This window comes from Romboutsia hominis (assembly GCF_900002575.1).
Taxonomy (GTDB): domain Bacteria; phylum Bacillota; class Clostridia; order Peptostreptococcales; family Peptostreptococcaceae; genus Romboutsia_C; species Romboutsia_C hominis.
In genome coordinates this window covers 1,015,290-1,037,439 of record NZ_LN650648.1, presented here as the reverse complement: position 1 = coordinate 1,037,439, position 22,150 = coordinate 1,015,290, and the positions used below count along the sequence as shown (strand labels likewise).

Here is a 22,150-nt window from a genome sequence, read left to right as displayed (position 1 = left end):
AACATATATACAATAGTTATTTTTCAACTTTACTTTGCTATACAATAATACCCACGATTCTCTATATAAAAATATAGATTATCTAGCTATTTTTCCAGCTCCATATTGCATTAAGTTTTCTACATCATCTACATTAACTAAGTTTGCATCTCCATATATACTATGCTTTAAAACTGATGATGCGGTTGCAAATTCTACCAGGTACTCAGCTTCTTTATTATTTAATATAGAATATAGTATTCCAGCAGTTAAGGCATCCCCTCCACCTACTCTATCCACTATATCATCTATAATATATTCTTTAGATGTATAAAACTTTCCTTCAGTATAATAATTACACTGTAAAGTATTTACTGATACTGATTGTATAGTTCTTATGGATGAAAACATATGATTTATATTTGGATAAATCTTATTTATTTCATTATAATAATGACTTAACTTTTCATACTTATCTTCATATTCACAATTCATCTTTAATATATTTTCAGCATCTAATATCCCTGCTGATAGTATATTTACGAAAGGCAATATCTCTAATGTAGCTTGTCTTGCTTCTTCTATAGTCCAAAGCTTTGCTCTATAATTTGAGTCATAACTTACTAATATATTGTTCTTTTTACAATGCTTTAGTATATTCATAGTTAATTCTCTTAGTTCTTTAGATAAAGCTAAAGTTATTCCTGAAAAATGAAATAAATCTACATCTTCTAAAGCTTTTTCTATATCTAAATCAGTAACTTTCATATTACTAAATGCTGAGTTTGCTCTATCATAAATTACTTTTGATGCTCTATTTCCACTTCCTACTTCTAAAAAGTATATTCCCGTTCTTTCTTCACCTTTTTGAACTTGGCTAGTATTTACTCTATGGCTATTTAAATAATTTATGATTCCTTCTCCAATGTCATTATTAGAAACTTTTGTTATCATTTTTGTATCTATTCCAAACTTTGATAAAGATATTAAAACATTTGCTTCTCCTCCACCATAATTTGCATTATAGTTGTTTGTATTAGATATCATAAAACCTTTATTAGTTGCTAGTCTAAGCATTATTTCCCCAAATCCAGCTACTCTCATTTTATTATCCTCTTGCTTTGTTTAATTTTTCTATATATTTTTTGCATATTGATGTTATTTCATCAAATTTACCTTCTTCTCCGATAGTATTTAACTCTCCACCTATTCCTACTAAATCAGCTCCAGCATTTATCCATGCATCTAAGTTATCTATGTTAACTCCTCCAGTTACCATTACATTTGCATATGGAAGTGGTCCTTTTATAGCTTTTATATAGCTTGGTCCAAATGCACTTCCTGGGAATAATTTTATAACATCGACTCCACTTTCATGTGCTAAAACTATTTCATTTATAGTCATAACTCCTGGTATGTAAGCTACTTTATATCTATTACATAAAGTAGCAGTTTCTAAATTAAATGATGGCGATACTATATATTCAGCTCCTTGTAATATAGCAAGTCTCGCAGTTTCAGGATCTAGTACTGTTCCTGCTCCTATTACTACATCGTCTTGAGTTTTAAATTCTTCACTTAATTCACGTATTATTTCATTTGCAAATTTATTAGTATACGTTACTTCTATTGCTTTTACATTTCCTTTTATACAAGCTTTTGCAATGTTTATTCCTGTTTCTTTTGTATTTCCACGAACAACAGCAACTACGCCACACTCTTGTAGTGCTTTTAAAACTTTCATCTTTTTCATAATAAATTCCTCCGATTAAATTTATATATTTAAAAAGAGAATCTCAAATAATTATATATTAATTTTGAGATTCCCATTTATTTAAAAACTAATTACAAAAGACCTGGTAAAACGTTTTGGAATAAAGATAGTATAGATATAAATGCAAGTGCTGATAAACCTGCTATAAATCCACCTACTGTCCAACCTCTTATAGTGTCTTGAACTGATATTTTAAAGAATCTACTTATAGCCCAGAATCCTGAATCATTTGGAAGTGATAAACCTATTCCACCTGCACATATTGCTATTGCACATAATATAGGAGATACAGAACTTGCTGCTATTGTTCCACTTAATATAGATGCTGTTGTCATAAGCGCAACTGTTGTTGAACCTTGTGCACAACGTATAATTTGAGATATTAAGAAACAAAGTAGTAATATTGGTATACTAAATTGTGATAATGAACCAGCTATATAATCTGCTATCCCTGTTGCTTGTAAAACTTTTCCGAAAGCTCCACCTGCTCCAGTTATTAGTAATATAAGACCAATTTGGTCAGCTGCGTCATTCATAATATCAGATATACTTCTAGTTATATATGGTTTTGATATAAGCGCTGCATATATAACACCTATCAACATTGCAACATTTTTATCTCCTAAGAACTTAACTAAAGGTACTACCGAATTGTTATCTCCTAATGCTAAAGGTACAAAACTTCCTAAAAGTATAAGCATTATTGGAACTAATAAGATTGATAAAGACTTCATGAAAGATGGCATAGGTCTAGTTTCTTTAGTAGCTTCTAATTCATCTTCTATCTCTTCTATATCTTCAAAAGTATAGAAATGTCCATTTTTCTTATCTTGCTTATCTAAAAACTTGCCATATAATATACCACCTGTAATTGTTGCTACAAAAGCTGTTAAAATTGCATATACAAAGAATATTCCTACATCAATTCCTAAACTTTCTGAAACAACAAGTGGTGCTGGTGTAGGTATTACTAATGAATATGTACAAGTAGTTGCTACTGATATTGCACATGCAAATGTTACCATTGATATATTAGTTTTTTTAGATAAAACTCTTAACATAGGTGCAAACATTATATACACTACATCCCCAAATACTGGTATACCAGTTAAAAATCCTGATATAGCTATTGCTGCTGGACTATTTTTCTCACCAAACTTATTAAGTATTGCATTAGATATAGTTTCTATTGCTCCACATTCAAACATAAACTTTCCTAACATTACACCTAATCCAGTTACTATCCCAATTCCACTTAATGTAGATCCAAATCCACCTGAGATAGTAGAGGCTATATCTCCTATTGGCATTCCAACTAAAATAGATGTTACTAATGATGTTATTAATAATGCTATAAATGCATTAAGTCTAAACTTTATTATTGAAACTAGTAATATAGCGATTGCTAATAAAAATACACCTATTAATAATGGTCCAGTTAACATATTTTTCCCCCATTTTATAATTAATTTTTAATTATTTCATATATCCACCTAACATTGGATCAACTGCATTTTTAGAATATATGCTTAGTATTCCTGATTTGTATTTTTCCTCTTTAGGAACCCAATTTTTTCTACGTTCTTCAAATACTTTTTCAACTTCTTCTAAGCTACATTCCTTGCCATTAATTCCTATAACTTGTAACGTTCTACTTTGTATATCAATTTCTATTAAATCATTTTCACAAACTAAAGCTATTGGTCCCCCTACTGCAGCTTCTGGTGATATATGCCCTATTGCAGGACCTTTAGATGCTCCAGAAAATCTTCCATCTGTTAATAATGCTATACTCGCTGATAATTCTTCATCTGATGATATAGCTTCTGTTGTATAAAACATTTCAGGCATTCCACTTCCTTTTGGACCTTCATATCTTATGATAACTGCATCACCTGGCTTTATAGCTTTTGTTAATATTGCATTTATAGCTTCTTCTTCACTATCAAATGGTCTAGCTTTTAATATAGCTTTGTGCATTTCTTTTGGAACTGCAGAGTGCTTAACAACGGCTCCTTTTGGTGCTAGATTACCTCCAAGTATAGCTATTGCACCATTGTCACCTATTGGATTTGTATTTTTACGTATTACGTCTTCTCTTTTTAATCCAACTTTACTTAAATACTCATCACACTTTTCATAATACCCATTTATTTTTAAATCTTCTAAGTTTTCACCTAATGTTTTTCCTGTAACTGTCATAACATCTAAATGTAGATAATCTTTTATTTCTTCCATTATTGCAGGAACTCCGCCAGCATAGTAGAAGTACTCTGCTGGCCATTTTCCAGCAGGTCTGATGTCTAGTAAGTACGGTATATTTCTATGTATTTTATCAAATTCATTTGCATCAAGATCTATTCCAAATTCACGTGCAATTGCTGGTATGTGTAATAATGAATTAGTTGAACCTGAGATTGCTGCATGAATCATAATAGCGTTTTCAAAAGATTTATAAGTTACTATATCTCTTGGCTTTAAATTTAACTTAGCTAACTTAACAGCATAACGTCCTGCTTCTTTAGCTACATCTTCTAAATCTTTGCATGTTGCTGGCATTAAAGAACTTCCTGGTAACATTAATCCTAATGCTTCTGCCATAACTTGCATTGTTGAGGCTGTTCCCATAAATGAGCATGCACCACATGAAGGACATGCATTATGCTTGTAATATGTTAACTCTTCTTCTGTTATTTCTCCCCTTTGATACATAGCACTATACATTCCTATTTGCTCTAATGTAAGTAAATTAGGCCCAGCTTCCATAACACCACCAGTAACAACTATTGATGGGATATTTACTCTACCTATTGCCATTAAATGAGATGGAACACCCTTATCACAACTTGAGATAAATACTCCACCATCAAAAGGTGTTGCATTTGCATGTATTTCTATTAACGCTGCTAGTGTATCCCTTGATGCTAAAGAATAATTTATTCCATCATGGCCTTGTGCTTGACCATCACATATATCAGTTGCATAAAATCGAGAACCTTTTCCTCCAAGTTCATTAACACCTTTAATAGCTTGATTTACAAATATATCAAGGTGTGCACTTCCTGGATGACTATCTCCAAAAGTACTTTCAATTATTATTTGTGGCTTAGATAAATCATCTACACTCCATCCCATACCTCTCCTTAAAGGATCCATTTCAGGAGCTATTTTTCTAACTTCTTGACTAATCATATCCTACTCTCCTTATTGGTTTTTATAATACGTCTGACGTCTTTCTTTACTTAATATTAACACGTCTGACGTATTTTTACAATATTTTATCTATTTTTTTCGTAAAAACTTTTTCCTAAGGTATTTAAGTAGTTTTAATCAGCATATAATTAAATATAAAAACAAAAATACATCTGATTAATCAGACGTATTTTTGTTTTATTTATTTAATTTTTTTCAGCTACTATCCTATTTATATTTCTACGGTTGTATGCTAAGTGAAGTAACATAGCATCATGTGCTTCATTTGCATTCTTATTTTTTATTGCATTTAAAATCTCTTTATGAGTTTCTATTGTTTCATTTTTTAATTGTGTATTTGTAACGTCTATAAATACTGCTATAGATTTATTTATTATTGGAACTAAACTTGTTGTTACTAAGTTTTTACTGCTTCTAGCTATTGCTGTATGAAATTCTATATCTTTTTCCATATGTGGTATTCCATTTAATATAAGTTCTTCAACTTCATCACATAATTTTGATAGCTCTTCTATATCTTCTTTAGTTGCATTTATAGCTGCTAAACTTGCTATTTTAGGCTCTATCATAAATCTTATTTCTAATAAGTCAACTGCTAGTTTTAGTTTGTCTTTTACAAACATTAATCCTAATGGATCATCTGCTACCCCACATTTTATAAATGTTCCTGAACCTCTTTTTATTTCTAGTATATTTCTTGATACTAATGCTTTTATCGCTTCTCTTATTGTACTTCTACCTACACCTAATTTATCTGCTAGTTCATATTCATTTGGTAATTTGTCTCCTATTTTTAGGTTTTCATCTACTATTAACTTTATTATTTTTTCTGAAGTTGTTTCTCCTAATGGTTTTGTTATTTCTTCCTTCATATTTTACTCCTCTTGTTTTTTGATATGTTTTTTGTAGAGTCTTTACGCTTAATTATGTAATTGCTTATTCTAAGTTTTTATGTCTCCTTATAAAATAAAAAACCACTTATCTATTAACCGTAGAAAAAGTGGTTTAAAGTTTTACTTTAAATTAAATAAAAATAATTTATACTAGAAATCACTACTCTACATGACTAGATTGTGATTTCTTTTTATTTTTCTTACAACTATATTATACTATATTAACTTTAAAAATAAATAGCAAATTTATTCATTCTATAAATTCTTTTTTAGTATAATTCACTACTATACAATTCATTTAATAATTTACTTTTAAAGTAGCTATTAGGATTTAGGCTATAATATATATGTCATTAATAGTGATATTCAATTAGCATAAGCAGTTTGGATAAATATCTATAAATTTAATGTGGTTTAATTTCATGAGAAACTCCCATACCTAAGAAATTCATCTTAGGCATGGGAGTTAAGTTCAATATAGATTAATTTTTAGTTATCTAACTCTGTCCATTTATTTAAAATTTTATTTTCAATTAATATATCTATAAGTAATATATGTCCATTAATTACACTTTCAATAATATGTTTTTCAAGTACATCATCTTCTATATAATCTAATATAGTTGTTACAAAGTATAGCTCATTATAGACTTCAATTTGTATTATTTATAATAACTAAAATAAAAAACGCATTGACAATTAAGTCAATACGTTTTTCGTGTATTTCAATGGTAAAGACGATCCTCATAAATCATATCTACTATTTTCTTAACTATTATTTATTTCTTGTATATGATCTTACATTCATTATTTATATGATTTATTAGCTTTTCATTTATTATTGAATGTTATCGCTTTTCAATTCATTTATAAAAGAATCTAAATCTTCCTCAGCTCCTTCTATATTAATATCCTTTTCTACCTGATTATCTTCACTATTTGTCTCATACATTTTTAAGTTATCTAGCTTATATATAATATAACCTATCCCCCAAATAGCTATAGTATAAAATACATATGGCATAGATGCATTTATATAATAAGATACAACACTCATTAACTGTTCACTTATAACTAAACCATTGTTGTTTACAAGTCCCGAAATGTATATATATGAATTATATATACTAAATAATGTATATATAGCTGTAATTGAAGATATAACATATAATACTACAACTATAAAATTCTTATTTTGTTTACTATATTTTCTCATAATTAATCTTCCTTTTTATAAATTTAAATTTCTACTAAATCTCTATTTTTTAATCTTAATATCACATCAGCCGCTTTAGCCATGTCTTTGCTATGAGTTACAACAATTACACACTTTCCATGTTCATGTGCACTTGATTTTAATATTTCTACAATCTCACTTGCCGTATCACTATCTAGATTTCCAGTTGGCTCATCTGCTAATATTATAGGTGAATTAGCAACTAGTGCCCTTGCTATTGCAACACGTTGTTGTTGCCCTCCTGATAATTGTAAAACATTTCTATTTATCTCTTCTTCTTTTAGTCCAAGTACCTCTAAATCCATTTCGGTAGCTTTAGGGTTTACTATTTTTATATTTTCTAATGGTGTTAAATAATCTATTAAATTATAATTTTGAAAAACTAAAGATACATTATTTTTTCTATGGTATTCATATCCTTTTTCTTTTATATCTGTATTTTTGAATAAAATTTGACCATTTTTAGGTTCATCTAATCCTGCTAATAAGGATAATAATGTACTTTTCCCAGCTCCTGATGTACCTAAAATTGTATAGAACTTACCTTGCTCAAATTCCATATTTATATTTTTTAATACATTTTTTCCATTTTTATATGAATAATCAATTTGATTTAATTTTAAAATAGACATATCCTTCACTCCTAACTCATTTTAGATAATATTTCTTTTGGTTTTAAACGTATTATAGATAATGATGATATAGCTACTGATGCAGTTATAACTGCTGATCCTACAGCCCATACATAGATCATTTCTTTAGGGGTTATTTTAACTTCTATATCTTTTGATGTGTAAGTAAGCATCTTAGTGTCAGGGTCATTTCCTAAAGCAAATCCAGCTTCTTGTTTTATACTTTGTACAGTTTCATTTGCTGCCTTTTGCATTAATGAATCCCCAACATTTTGAGCTATTAATTGTCCTGAGAAATATGATAAACTAAATGCTAATACACTAATTATCAATAATTCGCTTATATATTGTGCTATTATCTTAAACTTTGAAACTCCAATAGATAATAATATTCCTGTTTCATGAATTCTTCCTTGAATCCAAAATGTTAATATTAGTGATAATATAACTACACCGATTACTGTACTTCCGATTAACATCATATTTACAATCTTATCCATTGTCTCAAATGACTTAGATAATGCAAGGAATATATCCCCGCTCTTGTCGATTCTTGCACCATTTAAGTTTATAGGTAATTGTTTTACCTTAGATATAACAGAATCTATATTAGTATTCTTATCTGCATAGAAACTTGTTGTATAAAATACATCATCATTATCTGTATATCCATAAAACTCTTGTATAGAATTATTATCAGTTAATAAATAATTTTCTATTAAATCTAAATAAGTCCCTTCTCTTTCTGCTTCTTCTATTACATTATCAAATATACCAACAATTTCAAGTGTCATTTGATCTTGACCTTTTCCTGGAACTGCATGACTATCTCTTCCATGCATTTTATTTATAGTTAATTTATCGCCTATCTTTAAATTATTAAGTTTAGCTAAACTCTTATGTACTAGCACTTTACCTTTATCTCCAGGCTTTATGTGCCTTCCTTCAACTAATTTAATACTCTTATTAACAAACTTAAGATCTGATTCTGTATTATCATTTCCAGTTGCTATAAAAGTTTTTTCTAATCCTTCATAGTCATATGGTGCTTCTTTAGTTGGTTTTACTTTTTTAAGCCCATCAATATTTCCTCCACCATCTATTGATGCATTATAGTTTTTAATGTCCTTAATCTTTAATATCTCTTCTATAGTTTTTCTTGAAATTCTTTGCGAATTTATACTAAAGAAGTTGCTTAACCCTGAGGTAGCATTCTCTTTTGCTATATTTGTAGCTTTTTTTACTGCTATACCACTTAATATAGCTGTAGCTATTGCAAATAATATAAATAGCATTATTAAACTTTTCTTCTTCTTCCTAGTTATATATAACCAAGCTCTCTTTAGTACGTCCATTATTTCTCCTCCTTAAATAATATTTCTTTTGTTTATAGCTAAATAATATAATTCCAATGTGAAACAAATATAAAATTAAATAACTAATCATGTGTATTTTATATATTTCTTCTTCTATTTATAAAAAAAAGAACACTGCTAAGTGTTCTTTAATAGTTTCTATACGATTATATTATTTAAAAGTCATAGTAAATTTCATACCTGTTTCAGTAGCATCAAATGAATATGGTATATCTAATGTATTTAATATCTGTTTAACAATATATAGACCTAATCCATTTCCTCCAGTATTTTTATTTCTATCAAATTCCGCTCTATAAAAAGCTTCAAATATTCGCTCTAAATGTTCTTTTGAAATTGGATCACATTCATTTTCTATAATCAATGAATTGTTGTTAAAGTATATATTTATATTTTTTCCTGAATCTGTATAGTTTACTGCATTAGAAATAATATTTGATAAAGCTTTCTTTAATAAACTTTCATCTGTATTTATATTTAATGAATTAGAATAATCAACGCTCATGTTAATATTCTTATATTTTGCTGTGATTTTATATGGCTCTATAGTTTTCTCTAATACATTTTTTATGTTTATAATTTTATATTCACTATGCTCACTTAAAGTATTTAGCCTTGATGTATCTAGTATCTCTTGAACCATGTTACTTAAATCAACCACTGCATCCTTACATTTAGGTAAATAAACATCATGATTTTTATATTTCCCAATATTAAGCATCATATTTTCTAACATTATATGAATACTCATAAGAGGTGTCTTAAGTTCATGAGAAGCACTTCTTAAAAAGTCTACTTTACTTTGCTCAGATTTACTTACATTTTCAATTTCTTGTTTTAAAGAATGTATAGTATTCCAAAGGGTTTTATATAAACTATTTATATTGGTTGCTAATAATTCTATTTCATCACCTGTATTTATATTACAATAAACATCTTTATTTAAGTCCTTCATTTCTTTTGTTATTTCACATATTTCTTTTATTGGATCAGTTATTATTTTTACATAAACGTATGATGCAAATAGTGAAATAACTAAACTTATCCCTATAGAATATGGTAATATCATAAATACAACACTTCTAGCTTCTTTAAAAGACTGTAAATCCATTACAATTTTTACGGATCCATTTATATTATCTGATGTATTAAATTTTTTATTAGTAATTATTGAGTTGCCTTTTGCCTTTAAGTAATTAGCATTTTGTTTTATTTCATTAGGTAAATTATTTAGTCCTTCTGAGTTTATATCTTTTTCTACTTCAGGAATTATTAAAGATTTTTCATTAATTAATTCAGGCTCTATATACACATCAGCTTGCTTAATACCTTCAAATACGGAGGTTTCATCTTTTATGGTTAATGAAATATTAACATTATATCTATTAGCAAAATCTTTTGCTATACTCTTACTAGCATTTTCATCACTGTCTTCTAACTTTTCTATCAATTGCCTACTAATATTCTCTAAGTCTTGTTGCTTTTTATTAATATAAAATGTAGGTAATAGCATATATAGTAAAGTATGAGAGATAATAATTATTATCCCCATTAATATCATTGTAAATAAATAAGTTTTTTGAAATAGCTTTAATTTTTTCATATCTGCTCCTCAAACTTATATCCAATTCCTTTAACTGTTACAATACAGTCTATCAACAACTTCTTACGAAGGTTTTTAATATACACATCTATTACACGATCAGTTGGAGCTTCATCAATATCCCATAAATTATCTAATATTTGACTCCTAGTTAATACTTGATTTTTATATTTTAATAATAGCTCCAATAATTTAATTTCCTTTGGCTTTAAATCTACTGATTCTCCTTGCTTTTTTGCTGAAAAACCTAAGAAATCTACCTCTATATCTTTATACACCCATTTGTTTGTATTTTCTACATCTTGACTACGTCTTAATAGTGCCTCTATTCTTTTATGAAGTATTATTACAGAGAAAGGCTTAGTTATATAATCATCCGCCTTTTCATTAAAGCTCATAATTTGAGTATAATCATCGCTCATAGCAGTTAACATCATTACTGGCACATTACTTATTTCCCTAATTTGATTTAAAACACCAAATCCATTTAATTTTGGTAGCATTATATCTAATACTACTAAGTCAAATTTACTTCCCTTAAATAAATCAATTCCTTCTTGTCCATCTTCGGCTACCATAACTTCATATCCAACCTCAGATAAATATTCACTTATTCCTTCCCTTATATCTCTTTCATCTTCTACAATTAATATCTTTGCATTCACTTTTAATAACCTCATTATTATTTTAATTAATATAGACAAAACATAATCTAATATATTATACTTTCCATTAGTAAATTTTAAATATTTAACTTCTCATTTAAACCTTTAGATTTAGAAAAAGTAGTTGTTATTGCATTTTTAGGACATACGTCTATACACTTTCCACATCTTATACATTCTACACTATTTGGTGTCTCATGCACAATTACATTCATATCACATTTTTTATGGCATAAATTACATTTTGTGCATTTATTGTAGTCTATTTCATATCTATAAATAGAATATTTATTAAATAAACCATATATAGCTCCTAAAGGACATATATATTTACAAAATGGTCTGTATATCTTAATCGATAAAACAATAATACTTATTAAAATTAGCATTTTCCAAGCAAATAGAGGTCCTATTATACGTCTAAGTGAACTATTCATTGATATAAGCGGTATACCTGCAAGCAGTGTCCCAGAAGGACAAATTAATTTGCAAAACCATGGTTTCCCATCACCTGAATAGTTAGATATGGATAATGGTAATATAATTACAAATACTACTAATATAATATATTTTAAAATCCTTAGATACTTATCATTAGGTACCTTTTTTATTTTCTTAATTCCGGGAATCTTATATAATAAATCCTGGACTAATCCAAATGGACATAGCCAACCGCATACAAATCTTCCGATAAATGCACCTATAATCATTAAAAATCCAATTATATAAAATGAAATTTTAAAATCTCTACTTCCAAGTACTGCTTGAAGAGATCCAATTGGACAAGATGCTATTGCACCTGGACATGAATAACAATTTAGCCCAGGCACACATAGTTTTTTACTATCCCCTTTATATATCTTACCATTCATATATCCTAGTAAGTAACCGTTAGTTAAAGCTGTAAATACAATTTGAAAAATTAGTCTAAAATTAGATTTTATTTTGGTTATTAAATTCATAGCTATCCCCTATCCAATTCCTATGCATTCAAGACATATAATATTAGATTTTTTGGCTACAGTTAAGTGCTCACCTCTATGAATGCCAAGAAATAATGATAACATGCCTAAAGTTATTAAAGCTAAGCCAATTTTATTTTTTTTTATAAATTTACTCATTTACATCAACCTTTTTTAATACGTCTTCTATTCTAGATTTCCATCCTTCATAATCATTAGAACCATCTATTTGATCTACAATATTGCCATCCTTGTCTATAAAAAATGTCGTAGGGAATGCATCTATATTTTTAAAAATATCATCTTCTAACATATTCTTTGACATAGTAATTTGTTGATAACTTGATTTAGATTTACTTAATATTTCCTCTACTACTGATTTTTCTTGTTCAGTTAATCCTACCCCTGACTCTAATAATAATCCTTTTATTGAAACACCTTTTTTCTCATACTCTTTATTTAATTTATCTAATATTGGAATTTCATCTATACAAGGAGTGCACCCTGTATTCCATACATTAACTAATGTAAGTTTCTTTTCTGAGAAAATAGAACTATCTACTGTATTCCCATTAATATCTTTAGTCTTCATTTCTTTAAAAATATTACTAGATGAAATATTTTGATTACTATTTTCTGAATTTGTACATCCCACTATTAAAAATATAGTTATAGCTGATAATAATAGTGTAACTCCCTTTTTTAATTTACTTTTATTCATATATTCCCCTCCTAATATTTATCTTTATAAATATTATAATGTTTTAATGTAAAACCAATATGAAATTAAATGCTTATCTTTATAAAATATAAATTTTTCCTTGTAAAATATTTTTCTATTTTCTATTACTAAATATATATATAATTACGCTAGTATTATTAAAATAAAAAAAGATATTAGCAAATTACTAATAACTTTTTTTATTTCATACCCACGATTAAGTTTTTCTAAGTACAATTATTAAAATATTCATTTTATCACTGTTTAATATCTTAATAATGGCTGTGTACTACATCTAAATGATCCTCCTAAACTTCTTGAAATTTCAAAATCAATATATTCAACAGTTATCCCCTTACTAATTAGTTATTTTCCTATATATTCAAACTCCGGATCTAAAATATATACTGAATCATTAACTGGCAATCCATTTACAGCTAATCTTGATACATCACTATAAGGCACTGATATCTTATCCCAATTTTTTAACTCCTCTGGAATACCATTTATTAAAGCTTCCTCACATACAATCATTAGTCCATCTCTTACCAAACTTAATGCGCAATCTAAATGTAGCACATTATTTTTTAATGGAACTTGAACTACATTATAACCAAAATGTCCTAAAAATGTTTTTAACCATCTATATCCATTGTCATTTGATGATTGTCCTGAATTTCCTACAAAAACTGTTTTGTAAAGAACTAAAACATCTCCACCTTCTAAAAATGGTCCTAATTCTGAATTTAAACCTTCTGAAGTATCTACCATAGGTAATGATACATACATGGCATTACTAGAAAATGCAATAGTTTCTAAAATACTACGTATAGGTAAAATTTCTTTCCTTCTATGATATTATTTCCTATTGTAAAATAACTTTCCATAATAACCTCCTTTTATAGTCTTTATATTTTTACATTATAAGCTATATATATTTTTCTAAGTTATTAGATTTGTAATGATTCTTAAATAAACTTTCATCATTATGTTATTATCTATACTATGAACATATAAATTTACCGCATAAACAAAGAGGAACGAATCGTTCCTCCTATCCATATATACTATAAATTATTTTGTAGTTTTATATTATTAGCACAAGCAGTTTTGATAAATATCTATGAATTTAATGTGGTTTAATTTTATAATTTTTCTATTAACCGATGATATATATCCATAGTCTCATCTTTAGTTTTTTCGTTATATATAAAATAGTTATTTTTCAATTTTACAATGATATATGGTTTACTATTATTGTAAATATATACTCTACACTTTCCATATTCTCTAGATCTAAAATTGCCTCTACAATATTCATCAGTACCTATACCATTAGTTCTCAGTTTAAAACTAACTTCATCTACTAATTTAATATCTTCTATATCATTAACACTAAATTCATAATCATAATAAGGGTAATCAATACTTATACTTTCACTTGATATATTAATCTTATGATTAGTAAGTTCCATACTTAATAAATTAAAAAATAATGGTATAAAAATCACTGCATATATTATAAATCCTGAATAATATGATATTTTACCTTTTTTAGTAGCTAAGTTGTAAGTATATGTATTAAATCCAAATCTAGGATTTACTTTTGAGTTATAATCATTTTCATTATAATATTTATATCCATCTATCCAATACTCATCATCATCTGTATAAATAACTTCCTTATCTATTTTAAGTAACTCTTCTTCTAAACTTTTTATTCTATTATTAGTATAAATATATACTACAAAAGTAACTATAGCCCCTAAAATAGCTATAATAGTTATAACGTTATAACTTACATTAATAACTTCATAAATTACTAAATATGTAAACAAGAAAATTATACTTGAAGTTAAAGATGTAATAAACCAAGCAATTGAATTTAAGTATTTTTCTTCTTTATTCAAAATATAATTAATATCACTATTTTTACTATACACTTTTAATCTAAGCTTATTACTACTTCTAAATCCTACAAAATATAATAATGCTAATACAGCCATTAATATAACTGCTATAAAAGTTGCATACTTTAAATCTTCGTCATACTTAACTATAGATATAATAAGTGGAATCAAAGATATACCAAAAGGTATAAGAATATACTTATTAGGTATAGGCATCTTATCTTTTAATAACCTACTAATTTTAGTATCCATACTTACAACTCTTTTTTCCCCAATAAACCATTCATTATCTCTCTTCAACTTTTTAAGCTTTCTATTCATATGTATATAAGGTTGCCTAACTAACCATTCTGCCGTAACTAAACTCCAAGTAAGCAAATATAAAACTGATAAAAGTTCCTTATTTATAAAAGCTATTGGCAATCCAGTTAATATAATTACTAATGTAAATATATTCATTATTCTCTTGTAATCATCAATCATCTTTAAAACAACATCATCACTTAAAGCTTCAGTTGGAAGAGTAACTCCAAATAATATATTTCTTCTTGGTTTGGCTGCACTCTTCATTGTAAAATAAACCACAATTGTAATCATAATAAATGCAGGCATTAAGATAAAATTCTTCATATATTTTCTTTCCCCCTATTTGCTATCTAAAGACACACATTTCATCAGACTAAATATATTCTCACACATATCCATAAACTCTTCTTTTTTTACACCTTTGATACTCGCCTCTGATATAACCAAATTCAAGTCTTCTTCTAACTTTTCCTTAAACTCCAACTTTCCACCAGAAAGTAAATTAACCTTAGCTCCATGCCTTCTATCAATTGTGATAAAACCTTCTCTTTTTAAAAGTCCGTAAGCCTTATTGACTGTCATAGGATTAATCCCTAAATCCTCAGCCATTTGTCTAACAGTAGGAATACCTTCTCCCTGAACAAATTCCCCCTTACCAATTCCTATTACAATCTCATTTCTAAGTTGTAAATAAATAGGAACTTCACTTTCAAAATTTAAATTAATAATCATTAAAATCACCTCGATTTTAAAATAATTTGAAACTAAAATAAAGTATTATTTGTATTATATATAGTAATACAAATAATACTTTGTTTCAATAATTTTCAAAATAAAAAAAGATATTGACTAAATATGGTCAATACCTTTTTCGTGGATTTCAATGGTGGAGACGAGGTACGTCTAAGTTTTCGATACTGTATCTATTTATACCTAGTTACTTTCTTTTATTTCCAACTAATATGCATATTTTAATATATAATCTTATATAAACCTTTTTATTTATAAGTATATAGTTGTTACAAAATATAGCTCATTATAGGCTTCAATTTTATGTCCTTTATAATAATCAAAATAAAAAACGCATTGACAATTAAATCAATACGTTTTTCGTGAATTTCAATGTTGGAGACGATTCATAAGAATAATACGGACAATTTTAAAAATCTAATATAGATTCATTATTATCTGTAAATGTATATTTTCTAATTAATGTAAAGACTCTGTCAAAATTACTTTGATATAATGATTCCTCTACAATCATATAACCTTCTTTACTATCACTAAACCAGGTATTATACGTATGTTCTTGTAATACTTTCGACTTATACATTTTGCCTGTTATCATCTTATCGGCTGCCGATTCTTTTATTTTGCCTGATTTTAAACTAGAACTAAATGAAGCTGATGATGCTTGTACTATCTTTTTACCATTTTTAAAATAAAATAATGCTACTACATTATCATCCGTATATTTCAATATCCTTCTAGTCATTGCTCCTAAAGATACTTGATACTTTCTAGCTAATTCCTCTATTAATGATAAAGTGACACTCTTTCCTTCTATATCCTTAATTATATCATTTTTAGGTATTAGTAAAGCTGATGCAAATAAATCTGCTTCGTTCTCTACATTATCCTCAGAATTAAAATTGCCTATACCAGTACACCCAGATATATTATCATGCCATGGTATGAATAAGTGACCAATTTCATGAGCTATTGTGAATCTTTTTCTTTCATTATAAATGTATTTAGATTCATTTATTAATATATTCTTTTTTCCCTTAGATATAATCAATATAGCTTCTACATTTTTTAAAGGTTCATTATTAACATTCACATCATAGTATTCACATATCTTCTCAAGATCAATAGGTGGCTCTAAATTTAACGCTTGTATAATTTCTTCTGCGTATATTTCTGGTTTTTTATCATTTATATATTTTCTCATACTAAAGATACTTCTCGATTATTTTAGTATCATTGTCTGTTAGTGTATTTTTTTGTCCTCTTGCAGCTATGTGACATACATCTTCACTCATGAATGTTTCTATATCTTTTCTTAAGAATCTCCATTCTCTACCAACTTTATATGCTTTAATTCTTCCATCTCTTATCATATTATATATTGTTTGATTGCTTACTCTAAGCAAATCTGCTACTTCGGTTAAATTTAATATATTAGGTTTTTCTTTATCATCTATACTTGATAAACTTTTACTAAGTTTTTGAATCATTATAGCTTCTTTACTTTCTAAAGTTATTTCTCCACAGTTTGGACATACATTTGCACTGATACCATCTATCGTTAATTTATATTCTCCCCATCCTGTTTTAATTGAGGTAGTAGTTTTATTCATATTACTATCACATATATAACATTTTTTCGTCATCTTCTAAATCTCTCCTTTCTACGTAAAACATTATCTATACATTCCCAAACTTCACTATCAGTTCTACATACTGTTACAATTGACGGCATATCATATGATGCCTTTACTACAACATAAAATTCAGGAATATCCTCAGTATCTTCTTGAAATAATACTTTTATATCTTTCGTATCTATATCCTTTTGAAATTCAATTGTTTCTCCTTGTACTACACATCTCTCTACATCATCTATATCTATCATTCTCTCATTCATTCTTTCAAATGCATGGGTCGTTATTTCATAATTCCCCTCTTCAAAGTTCTTTCTTATTATTTTTTCTGCTAGTGATTCAATCATAAATTATTCCCTTTTCTTATTTATATTATATACTATTAATGTTTATTTGATAACCATTTTATAAATTATTATAAATTACTATAAATTATTATAAATCATTAACATCTTATTATCCATATATTATTATAATTAATTCTCCTATTATATATCTATTTATAATTTCATTTCTTACCTTTTTATATATAAATTGTGACTTTTTTCATTAGCAACAAAAGAAAAGACCACATTGAATATCACTTCAACATGGTCTCTATATACTATTACTGCTGTAACATAATCACTTATAAACTTCTTACATTCTGGTAAATTTCTAATAAAAATAAAACCTTTAAACTTTCCAAACATACTTCTAATTTGATCTTCTGTTATATCTACTTATTCTACATCATTACTTTCTATAGATAATTCATTTATCTTTAAGTCTAAATTTAACTTTACTTGTTCTAATTTATCTAACTTATCTTTAATCATATTGTTAACTATACCACTCATTATAACCTTAAGTACATTTTCAATTTCCTTATTTACTTTCTCTAGCTTATTTCTAAGATTATTAAATATCTACTGATTATCATTAGACTTAATTTTTAACCTTTCATTTAACGCCTTACTTAAAACTGGTATAGCCTCATTTTATTTAATACATGCTTCTCTGTATAAGTGCCTCTGCTCATCTCTTCCTATTTTATTATTATCATACTTAAATATTAGCTTCAATTATTATAATTATCTATTTAGATTTATCAATGTGGCTTTGTTTGATACGCTATCAAAGTATAATATTATTAAAATGCTATAAAATCTTAATTATTGTATAAGCTTTTCAATTACATACTTAGATATAAAACTTAAATTTCTTAAATTATTTTTATTCTTAATTAACTTATATTTCAATTCTGTAGCATCATCAAAATCATTTCCTATAATAGATATAATTTTATCAATATCTCTTTCATATATTCCTAAATCAGTCAGCATTTTTTTATGTCTTGACGATGTAAAATATAATTGTTCAATTGAAGATACTACTTTATTGTTAAGTATATCTATAAGATGCGAATATGTAGGATCAATATTAACTATAAAAAATTTTATAACTAACAGTTTTGTATAAAAATCATTTTCTATATAACTCATTTTTAATCTTATAGTTATTGCTATAACATAATTAATATCAAGTCCTTTATAATAATCTAAAGTTTTTTTTACTACTGATTTTATCTTAGGCCTACTTTTATTCAGTAAATTATTTATAATATTAGAGTATAATTTATTCTCTTTTTCTTCTATTATTTTATATAGAATTCTAATTAGATAAAGTCTCCCCCTCTTAGAATCATTACTTAATATATCTAATTCTTCAAACAATTCTGCTTTATATTTATTATAACGAATGTATATATTTAATACTGTATTAAATCTAAGTCTACTTCCAACTTCTGATAAATATTCTTCTATCGATATTTCCAAATCTTTAAGAAAATCTTGTACTTCTTGATGTTTTTCAATATTACCTTTTTGAATATCTATATCTTTGCTATCATCATTTATTTCAAATCTAATACTTTTTACTGCATCTTCTTTGATAAATTTAGGATCCTTACTACCTTTTAAATAATATGCATTACCTATTAAATGTTGATTTAACCTTCCTGCCCTCCCAACGAGATTAAAAAAATCAAATGCTGTAAAGGCATCTTTTTCACTATGTTTCTCTGATAATCTTGAGGGTCTTGTAATTATAATATTCTTAGCTGTGGTGTTTATACCTTCTAATAGGGTTGATGTACATAGAAGAGTGTTATAAGTATCACTCTCTTCGTAAAAGTCTAGTTGAAACATTCTTGTACCAATGGGTATTTGACCATTATGAATTAAATATCCTCTTTCTAAAGCTTTGACTAAGCACCATTCTTCATGTATATCTTCTTTTGCCCATTTAATAAAATCTCTCACATCATCATCTAAATCCTCTAAAATCGGTTCTTCACATATTATTTCATTTACATATTTATATATACCTGATACCGTCGGAAAATATATAATACTTTTATCATCTTTATCAAAACTCTTTAAAATTTTTCTGCACTCTAAATACCTATCATTGTCATTTGATATATTTATAGTCTTAATATCATTTACAACAGGTGAATAATTTGACTTAAAAAACTTTGGTTCATTTTCCAATGCTTCAATATTATCTATCGAATCTATAAATGGAGCTAATAGCAAGTACTTATCTGATATTTTGGAGAGATTATAATATGCCATATTTAATACTAAAACTCTATCATCCTCTATATCCTTCTTAAGTTTATAAACTTCATCTATTACTAAAAAATCTATCTTTGGAAATGTTCTATATGATTCTTCTTGAACTACTCTATCGTGTGTTAAAATAAATATATTACACTTATCAAAATCATATTTTTTTTCATCATCTATCACAGTATGTATTTTATAATCTTTAAACTGAAAATTATATCTTTTTATTATCTTCTTTAAGTATTCATCGACAAGAGCTAATGTTGGCACCACCAAAACTACAGTTTTAGGTTTGTATCGAATTATATACTCAAATATACAAAAAGTTTTCCCAAAACTAGTTGGAGCACTTACTATTAATGCATTATTATTTACTATTTCATCTATTATTTCTAATTGTCCGGGATGTAAAGATATATTGCTATCTATATAGGATTCAGATAAAGCACTATATAATGCAGAATCAAAGGAATAATCTTTAGAATATACCGTTAAATCTAAAGTATAAAGAATATCTGCTAACTCTCTAATTTTTTGAGTCTTATTATCAGATACATGTATCTCTCTAATATACTTTTCTCTTATTTTTTGGATGTCATTGATTATGTTTTCTCTGCTCATTATAATACTCCAACCTTTCCTTTATTCCCATAGTTATTGCCGATACTAACTTACTTTTATTTATAATAGGTAAAGATATACAGTAATATGTTGTTGGTACACCTAAAAAATCCACTTTTTTTATATTAGATAATTTTCTTATTATTTCATCTTTTTCAAGATTTCTACCATGTGCTATAAATATAGGAATACCTATAGATTTTATATCTGCTTCCTTTATAAATTCTTCAAAGCTAATACATACTTCTGCTACATCACCATATTTATCATTGAATACATTTAAATTTTGTTTGTAAAAACGATTACTTAGAACGCACCAGAATTCATCAGATATTTGTTGTTCATAAGTTTTTAAAGATTTATTTATTAAAGTTACACCATTTTCTATGCTTTTACAAAACTTAGATTCTCCAAATAATATTTCGTCTCTAGCTAAGTCATAGTATAAAGTATCTATACCATATACATTCATATTCGGATCTGACGTCAACTGTATTTTAGGTATCACACACTCAAATCCGAAATACTCGCCTAATAAACAACTAAAAAAATACTCCCCCATTCTTCCTATCTTATCCAATCTTATTTTAAATCCCCCTTCATCTTCCTCAAGTAAATCTTCGTCCAATAAAATAGATTTTATTTCATTTTCTAGCTCTTTGATAGTTTTACTTTCATTAAAATCATCTATATACAATCTGAGATGTTTATATAAAATAGAGTAGTCTCTCTTCGTTCTGTTGAATTTAATTCCTGACTTTCCTTCAATATATTTTATTAATCTATCTGGATTAAAGAAATATTCAAATATTTTATCATAAAATTTTTCATTATCTTCAAATTCTATATATATAAAAGAATACTTATCATTGTAATAATGGACATCGAAGTTATGATGTGTATCTTTTTTTAATGGTATTTTTTTTTTAATCTTTACTCCCAAACTATTATTCATCCCCTTGTTATCATAAATAATTATAAATTTATTATTAATCCTTATATTTATATTACCATTTTTATACTTATATGTGTAATCTTTATCATCTTTATACATAGTAAGACCTTATTTTCATCTAATACTCACGCTTTATCTAACATGCTCATATATATTTTAATTTTATATTTATATTTTTTATAATCAATTTTATAATAAAAGGCTAAATTTAAAATTACTTCAAAATAGTCTTTACAAAATATTACTTATTTTAAGTAAAAATATAATACATTTGTTGTTTGATAAAACCAAAATAATATATAAA

At 26.7% G+C, this 22,150-nt stretch carries 22 protein-coding genes; all 22 read right to left on the bottom strand.

From position 1 onward, the window contains the following. Positions 1–78: 78 nt before the first annotated feature. Positions 79–1,083, bottom strand: coding sequence for a sugar kinase (locus FRIFI_RS04995; protein ID WP_092926424.1), 1,005 nt, complete (start codon positions 1,081–1,083; stop codon positions 79–81). A gap of 4 nt (positions 1,084–1,087) precedes the next feature. Further along, positions 1,088–1,732, bottom strand: a complete 645-nt coding sequence (locus FRIFI_RS04990; protein ID WP_092926426.1) for a bifunctional 2-keto-4-hydroxyglutarate aldolase/2-keto-3-deoxy-6-phosphogluconate aldolase — start codon at positions 1,730–1,732, stop codon at positions 1,088–1,090. Between the two features lie 92 nt (positions 1,733–1,824). Further along, complete coding sequence (locus FRIFI_RS04985) at positions 1,825–3,198, bottom strand: GntP family permease (protein WP_092926428.1); 1,374 nt, start codon at positions 3,196–3,198, stop codon at positions 1,825–1,827. A gap of 31 nt (positions 3,199–3,229) precedes the next feature. Beyond that, on the bottom strand, positions 3,230–4,945 hold the full coding sequence (gene ilvD / locus FRIFI_RS04980) for a dihydroxy-acid dehydratase (RefSeq protein WP_166505174.1): 1,716 nt from the start codon (positions 4,943–4,945) through the stop codon (positions 3,230–3,232). Positions 4,946–5,151: 206 nt separating this feature from the next. Continuing rightward, entirely contained in the window at positions 5,152–5,838 is a 687-nt protein-coding gene (locus FRIFI_RS04975) for a FadR/GntR family transcriptional regulator (protein WP_166505173.1), read from the bottom strand. A gap of 859 nt (positions 5,839–6,697) precedes the next feature. Then, a complete protein-coding gene (locus tag FRIFI_RS04970) occupies positions 6,698–7,075 on the bottom strand; it encodes an acylphosphatase (RefSeq protein WP_166505172.1) in 378 nt (125 codons plus the stop codon). A gap of 23 nt (positions 7,076–7,098) precedes the next feature. After that, the gene (locus FRIFI_RS04965; protein ID WP_166505171.1) at positions 7,099–7,728 is read right to left on the bottom strand and encodes an ABC transporter ATP-binding protein; all 630 of its coding nucleotides are present in this window, start codon (positions 7,726–7,728) and stop codon (positions 7,099–7,101) included. Positions 7,729–7,739: 11 nt separating this feature from the next. Then, complete coding sequence (locus tag FRIFI_RS04960; RefSeq protein WP_166505170.1) at positions 7,740–9,083, bottom strand: ABC transporter permease; 1,344 nt, start codon at positions 9,081–9,083, stop codon at positions 7,740–7,742. A 172-nt stretch (positions 9,084–9,255) separates the two neighbouring features. After that, the gene (locus FRIFI_RS04955) at positions 9,256–10,707 is read right to left on the bottom strand and encodes a sensor histidine kinase (protein ID WP_166505169.1); all 1,452 of its coding nucleotides are present in this window, start codon (positions 10,705–10,707) and stop codon (positions 9,256–9,258) included. Next, on the bottom strand, positions 10,704–11,372 hold the full coding sequence (locus FRIFI_RS04950; protein WP_330405587.1) for a response regulator transcription factor: 669 nt from the start codon (positions 11,370–11,372) through the stop codon (positions 10,704–10,706). Before FRIFI_RS04950 ends, FRIFI_RS04955 begins: the two co-directional genes overlap by 4 nt. Positions 11,373–11,449: 77 nt before the next feature. Next, positions 11,450–12,334, bottom strand: coding sequence for a 4Fe-4S binding protein (locus FRIFI_RS04945; protein ID WP_166505168.1), 885 nt, complete (start codon positions 12,332–12,334; stop codon positions 11,450–11,452). 9 nt (positions 12,335–12,343) lie between these two features. Then, on the bottom strand, positions 12,344–12,493 hold the full coding sequence (locus FRIFI_RS15455) for a CD1871A family CXXC motif-containing protein (RefSeq protein WP_275890807.1): 150 nt from the start codon (positions 12,491–12,493) through the stop codon (positions 12,344–12,346). After that, positions 12,486–13,055: a TlpA family protein disulfide reductase gene (locus tag FRIFI_RS04940; protein ID WP_166505167.1), complete on the bottom strand. Its 570-nt coding sequence runs from the start codon at positions 13,053–13,055 to the stop codon at positions 12,486–12,488. Before FRIFI_RS04940 ends, FRIFI_RS15455 begins: the two co-directional genes overlap by 8 nt. A gap of 366 nt (positions 13,056–13,421) precedes the next feature. After that, on the bottom strand, positions 13,422–13,844 hold the full coding sequence (locus FRIFI_RS04935) for a hypothetical protein (protein ID WP_166505166.1): 423 nt from the start codon (positions 13,842–13,844) through the stop codon (positions 13,422–13,424). A gap of 356 nt (positions 13,845–14,200) precedes the next feature. Further along, entirely contained in the window at positions 14,201–15,595 is a 1,395-nt protein-coding gene (locus FRIFI_RS04930) for a PH domain-containing protein (protein ID WP_166505165.1), read from the bottom strand. Between the two features lie 15 nt (positions 15,596–15,610). After that, positions 15,611–16,003: a GntR family transcriptional regulator gene (locus FRIFI_RS04925; RefSeq protein WP_166505164.1), complete on the bottom strand. Its 393-nt coding sequence runs from the start codon at positions 16,001–16,003 to the stop codon at positions 15,611–15,613. A gap of 427 nt (positions 16,004–16,430) precedes the next feature. Beyond that, entirely contained in the window at positions 16,431–17,225 is a 795-nt protein-coding gene (locus FRIFI_RS04920) for an ImmA/IrrE family metallo-endopeptidase (protein WP_166505163.1), read from the bottom strand. A gap of 1 nt (position 17,226) precedes the next feature. Beyond that, positions 17,227–17,667 (bottom strand): helix-turn-helix domain-containing protein, encoded by a 441-nt coding sequence (locus FRIFI_RS04915; RefSeq protein WP_166505162.1) that lies wholly within the window; start codon positions 17,665–17,667, stop codon positions 17,227–17,229. Next, positions 17,664–18,005: a DUF4258 domain-containing protein gene (locus FRIFI_RS04910; RefSeq protein WP_166505161.1), complete on the bottom strand. Its 342-nt coding sequence runs from the start codon at positions 18,003–18,005 to the stop codon at positions 17,664–17,666. Before FRIFI_RS04910 ends, FRIFI_RS04915 begins: the two co-directional genes overlap by 4 nt. Positions 18,006–18,173: 168 nt before the next feature. Continuing rightward, on the bottom strand, positions 18,174–18,350 hold the full coding sequence (locus FRIFI_RS04905) for a hypothetical protein (protein WP_166505160.1): 177 nt from the start codon (positions 18,348–18,350) through the stop codon (positions 18,174–18,176). A 462-nt stretch (positions 18,351–18,812) separates the two neighbouring features. Then, complete coding sequence (locus tag FRIFI_RS04900) at positions 18,813–20,891, bottom strand: DEAD/DEAH box helicase (protein ID WP_166505159.1); 2,079 nt, start codon at positions 20,889–20,891, stop codon at positions 18,813–18,815. Further along, positions 20,866–21,945, bottom strand: coding sequence for a Hachiman antiphage defense system protein HamA (locus FRIFI_RS04895; RefSeq protein ID WP_166505158.1), 1,080 nt, complete (start codon positions 21,943–21,945; stop codon positions 20,866–20,868). Before FRIFI_RS04895 ends, FRIFI_RS04900 begins: the two co-directional genes overlap by 26 nt. Positions 21,946–22,150 lie beyond the last annotated feature (205 nt).

What these genes read in the sequence shown, in the direction of transcription:
- FRIFI_RS04995 (WP_092926424.1), bottom strand. Translation starts at nt 1,083, where the DNA reads ATGAGAGTAGCTGGATTTGGGGAAATAATGCTTAGACTAGCAACTAAT.
- FRIFI_RS04990 (WP_092926426.1), bottom strand. Translation starts at nt 1,732, where the DNA reads ATGAAAAAGATGAAAGTTTTAAAAGCACTACAAGAGTGTGGCGTAGTT.
- FRIFI_RS04985 (WP_092926428.1), bottom strand. Translation starts at nt 3,198, where the DNA reads ATGTTAACTGGACCATTATTAATAGGTGTATTTTTATTAGCAATCGCT.
- ilvD (WP_166505174.1), bottom strand. Translation starts at nt 4,945, where the DNA reads ATGATTAGTCAAGAAGTTAGAAAAATAGCTCCTGAAATGGATCCTTTA.
- FRIFI_RS04975 (WP_166505173.1), bottom strand. Translation starts at nt 5,838, where the DNA reads ATGAAGGAAGAAATAACAAAACCATTAGGAGAAACAACTTCAGAAAAA.
- FRIFI_RS04970 (WP_166505172.1), bottom strand. Translation starts at nt 7,075, where the DNA reads ATGAGAAAATATAGTAAACAAAATAAGAATTTTATAGTTGTAGTATTA.
- FRIFI_RS04965 (WP_166505171.1), bottom strand. Translation starts at nt 7,728, where the DNA reads ATGTCTATTTTAAAATTAAATCAAATTGATTATTCATATAAAAATGGA.
- FRIFI_RS04960 (WP_166505170.1), bottom strand. Translation starts at nt 9,083, where the DNA reads ATGGACGTACTAAAGAGAGCTTGGTTATATATAACTAGGAAGAAGAAG.
- FRIFI_RS04955 (WP_166505169.1), bottom strand. Translation starts at nt 10,707, where the DNA reads ATGAAAAAATTAAAGCTATTTCAAAAAACTTATTTATTTACAATGATA.
- FRIFI_RS04945 (WP_166505168.1), bottom strand. Translation starts at nt 12,334, where the DNA reads ATGAATTTAATAACCAAAATAAAATCTAATTTTAGACTAATTTTTCAA.
- FRIFI_RS15455 (WP_275890807.1), bottom strand. Translation starts at nt 12,493, where the DNA reads ATGAGTAAATTTATAAAAAAAAATAAAATTGGCTTAGCTTTAATAACT.
- FRIFI_RS04940 (WP_166505167.1), bottom strand. Translation starts at nt 13,055, where the DNA reads ATGAATAAAAGTAAATTAAAAAAGGGAGTTACACTATTATTATCAGCT.
- FRIFI_RS04935 (WP_166505166.1), bottom strand. Translation starts at nt 13,844, where the DNA reads ATGTATGTATCATTACCTATGGTAGATACTTCAGAAGGTTTAAATTCA.
- FRIFI_RS04930 (WP_166505165.1), bottom strand. Translation starts at nt 15,595, where the DNA reads ATGAAGAATTTTATCTTAATGCCTGCATTTATTATGATTACAATTGTG.
- FRIFI_RS04925 (WP_166505164.1), bottom strand. Translation starts at nt 16,003, where the DNA reads ATGATTATTAATTTAAATTTTGAAAGTGAAGTTCCTATTTATTTACAA.
- FRIFI_RS04920 (WP_166505163.1), bottom strand. Translation starts at nt 17,225, where the DNA reads ATGAGAAAATATATAAATGATAAAAAACCAGAAATATACGCAGAAGAA.
- FRIFI_RS04915 (WP_166505162.1), bottom strand. Translation starts at nt 17,667, where the DNA reads ATGACGAAAAAATGTTATATATGTGATAGTAATATGAATAAAACTACT.
- FRIFI_RS04910 (WP_166505161.1), bottom strand. Translation starts at nt 18,005, where the DNA reads ATGATTGAATCACTAGCAGAAAAAATAATAAGAAAGAACTTTGAAGAG.
- FRIFI_RS04905 (WP_166505160.1), bottom strand. Translation starts at nt 18,350, where the DNA reads ATGTTTGGAAAGTTTAAAGGTTTTATTTTTATTAGAAATTTACCAGAA.
- FRIFI_RS04900 (WP_166505159.1), bottom strand. Translation starts at nt 20,891, where the DNA reads ATGAGCAGAGAAAACATAATCAATGACATCCAAAAAATAAGAGAAAAG.
- FRIFI_RS04895 (WP_166505158.1), bottom strand. Translation starts at nt 21,945, where the DNA reads ATGTATAAAGATGATAAAGATTACACATATAAGTATAAAAATGGTAAT.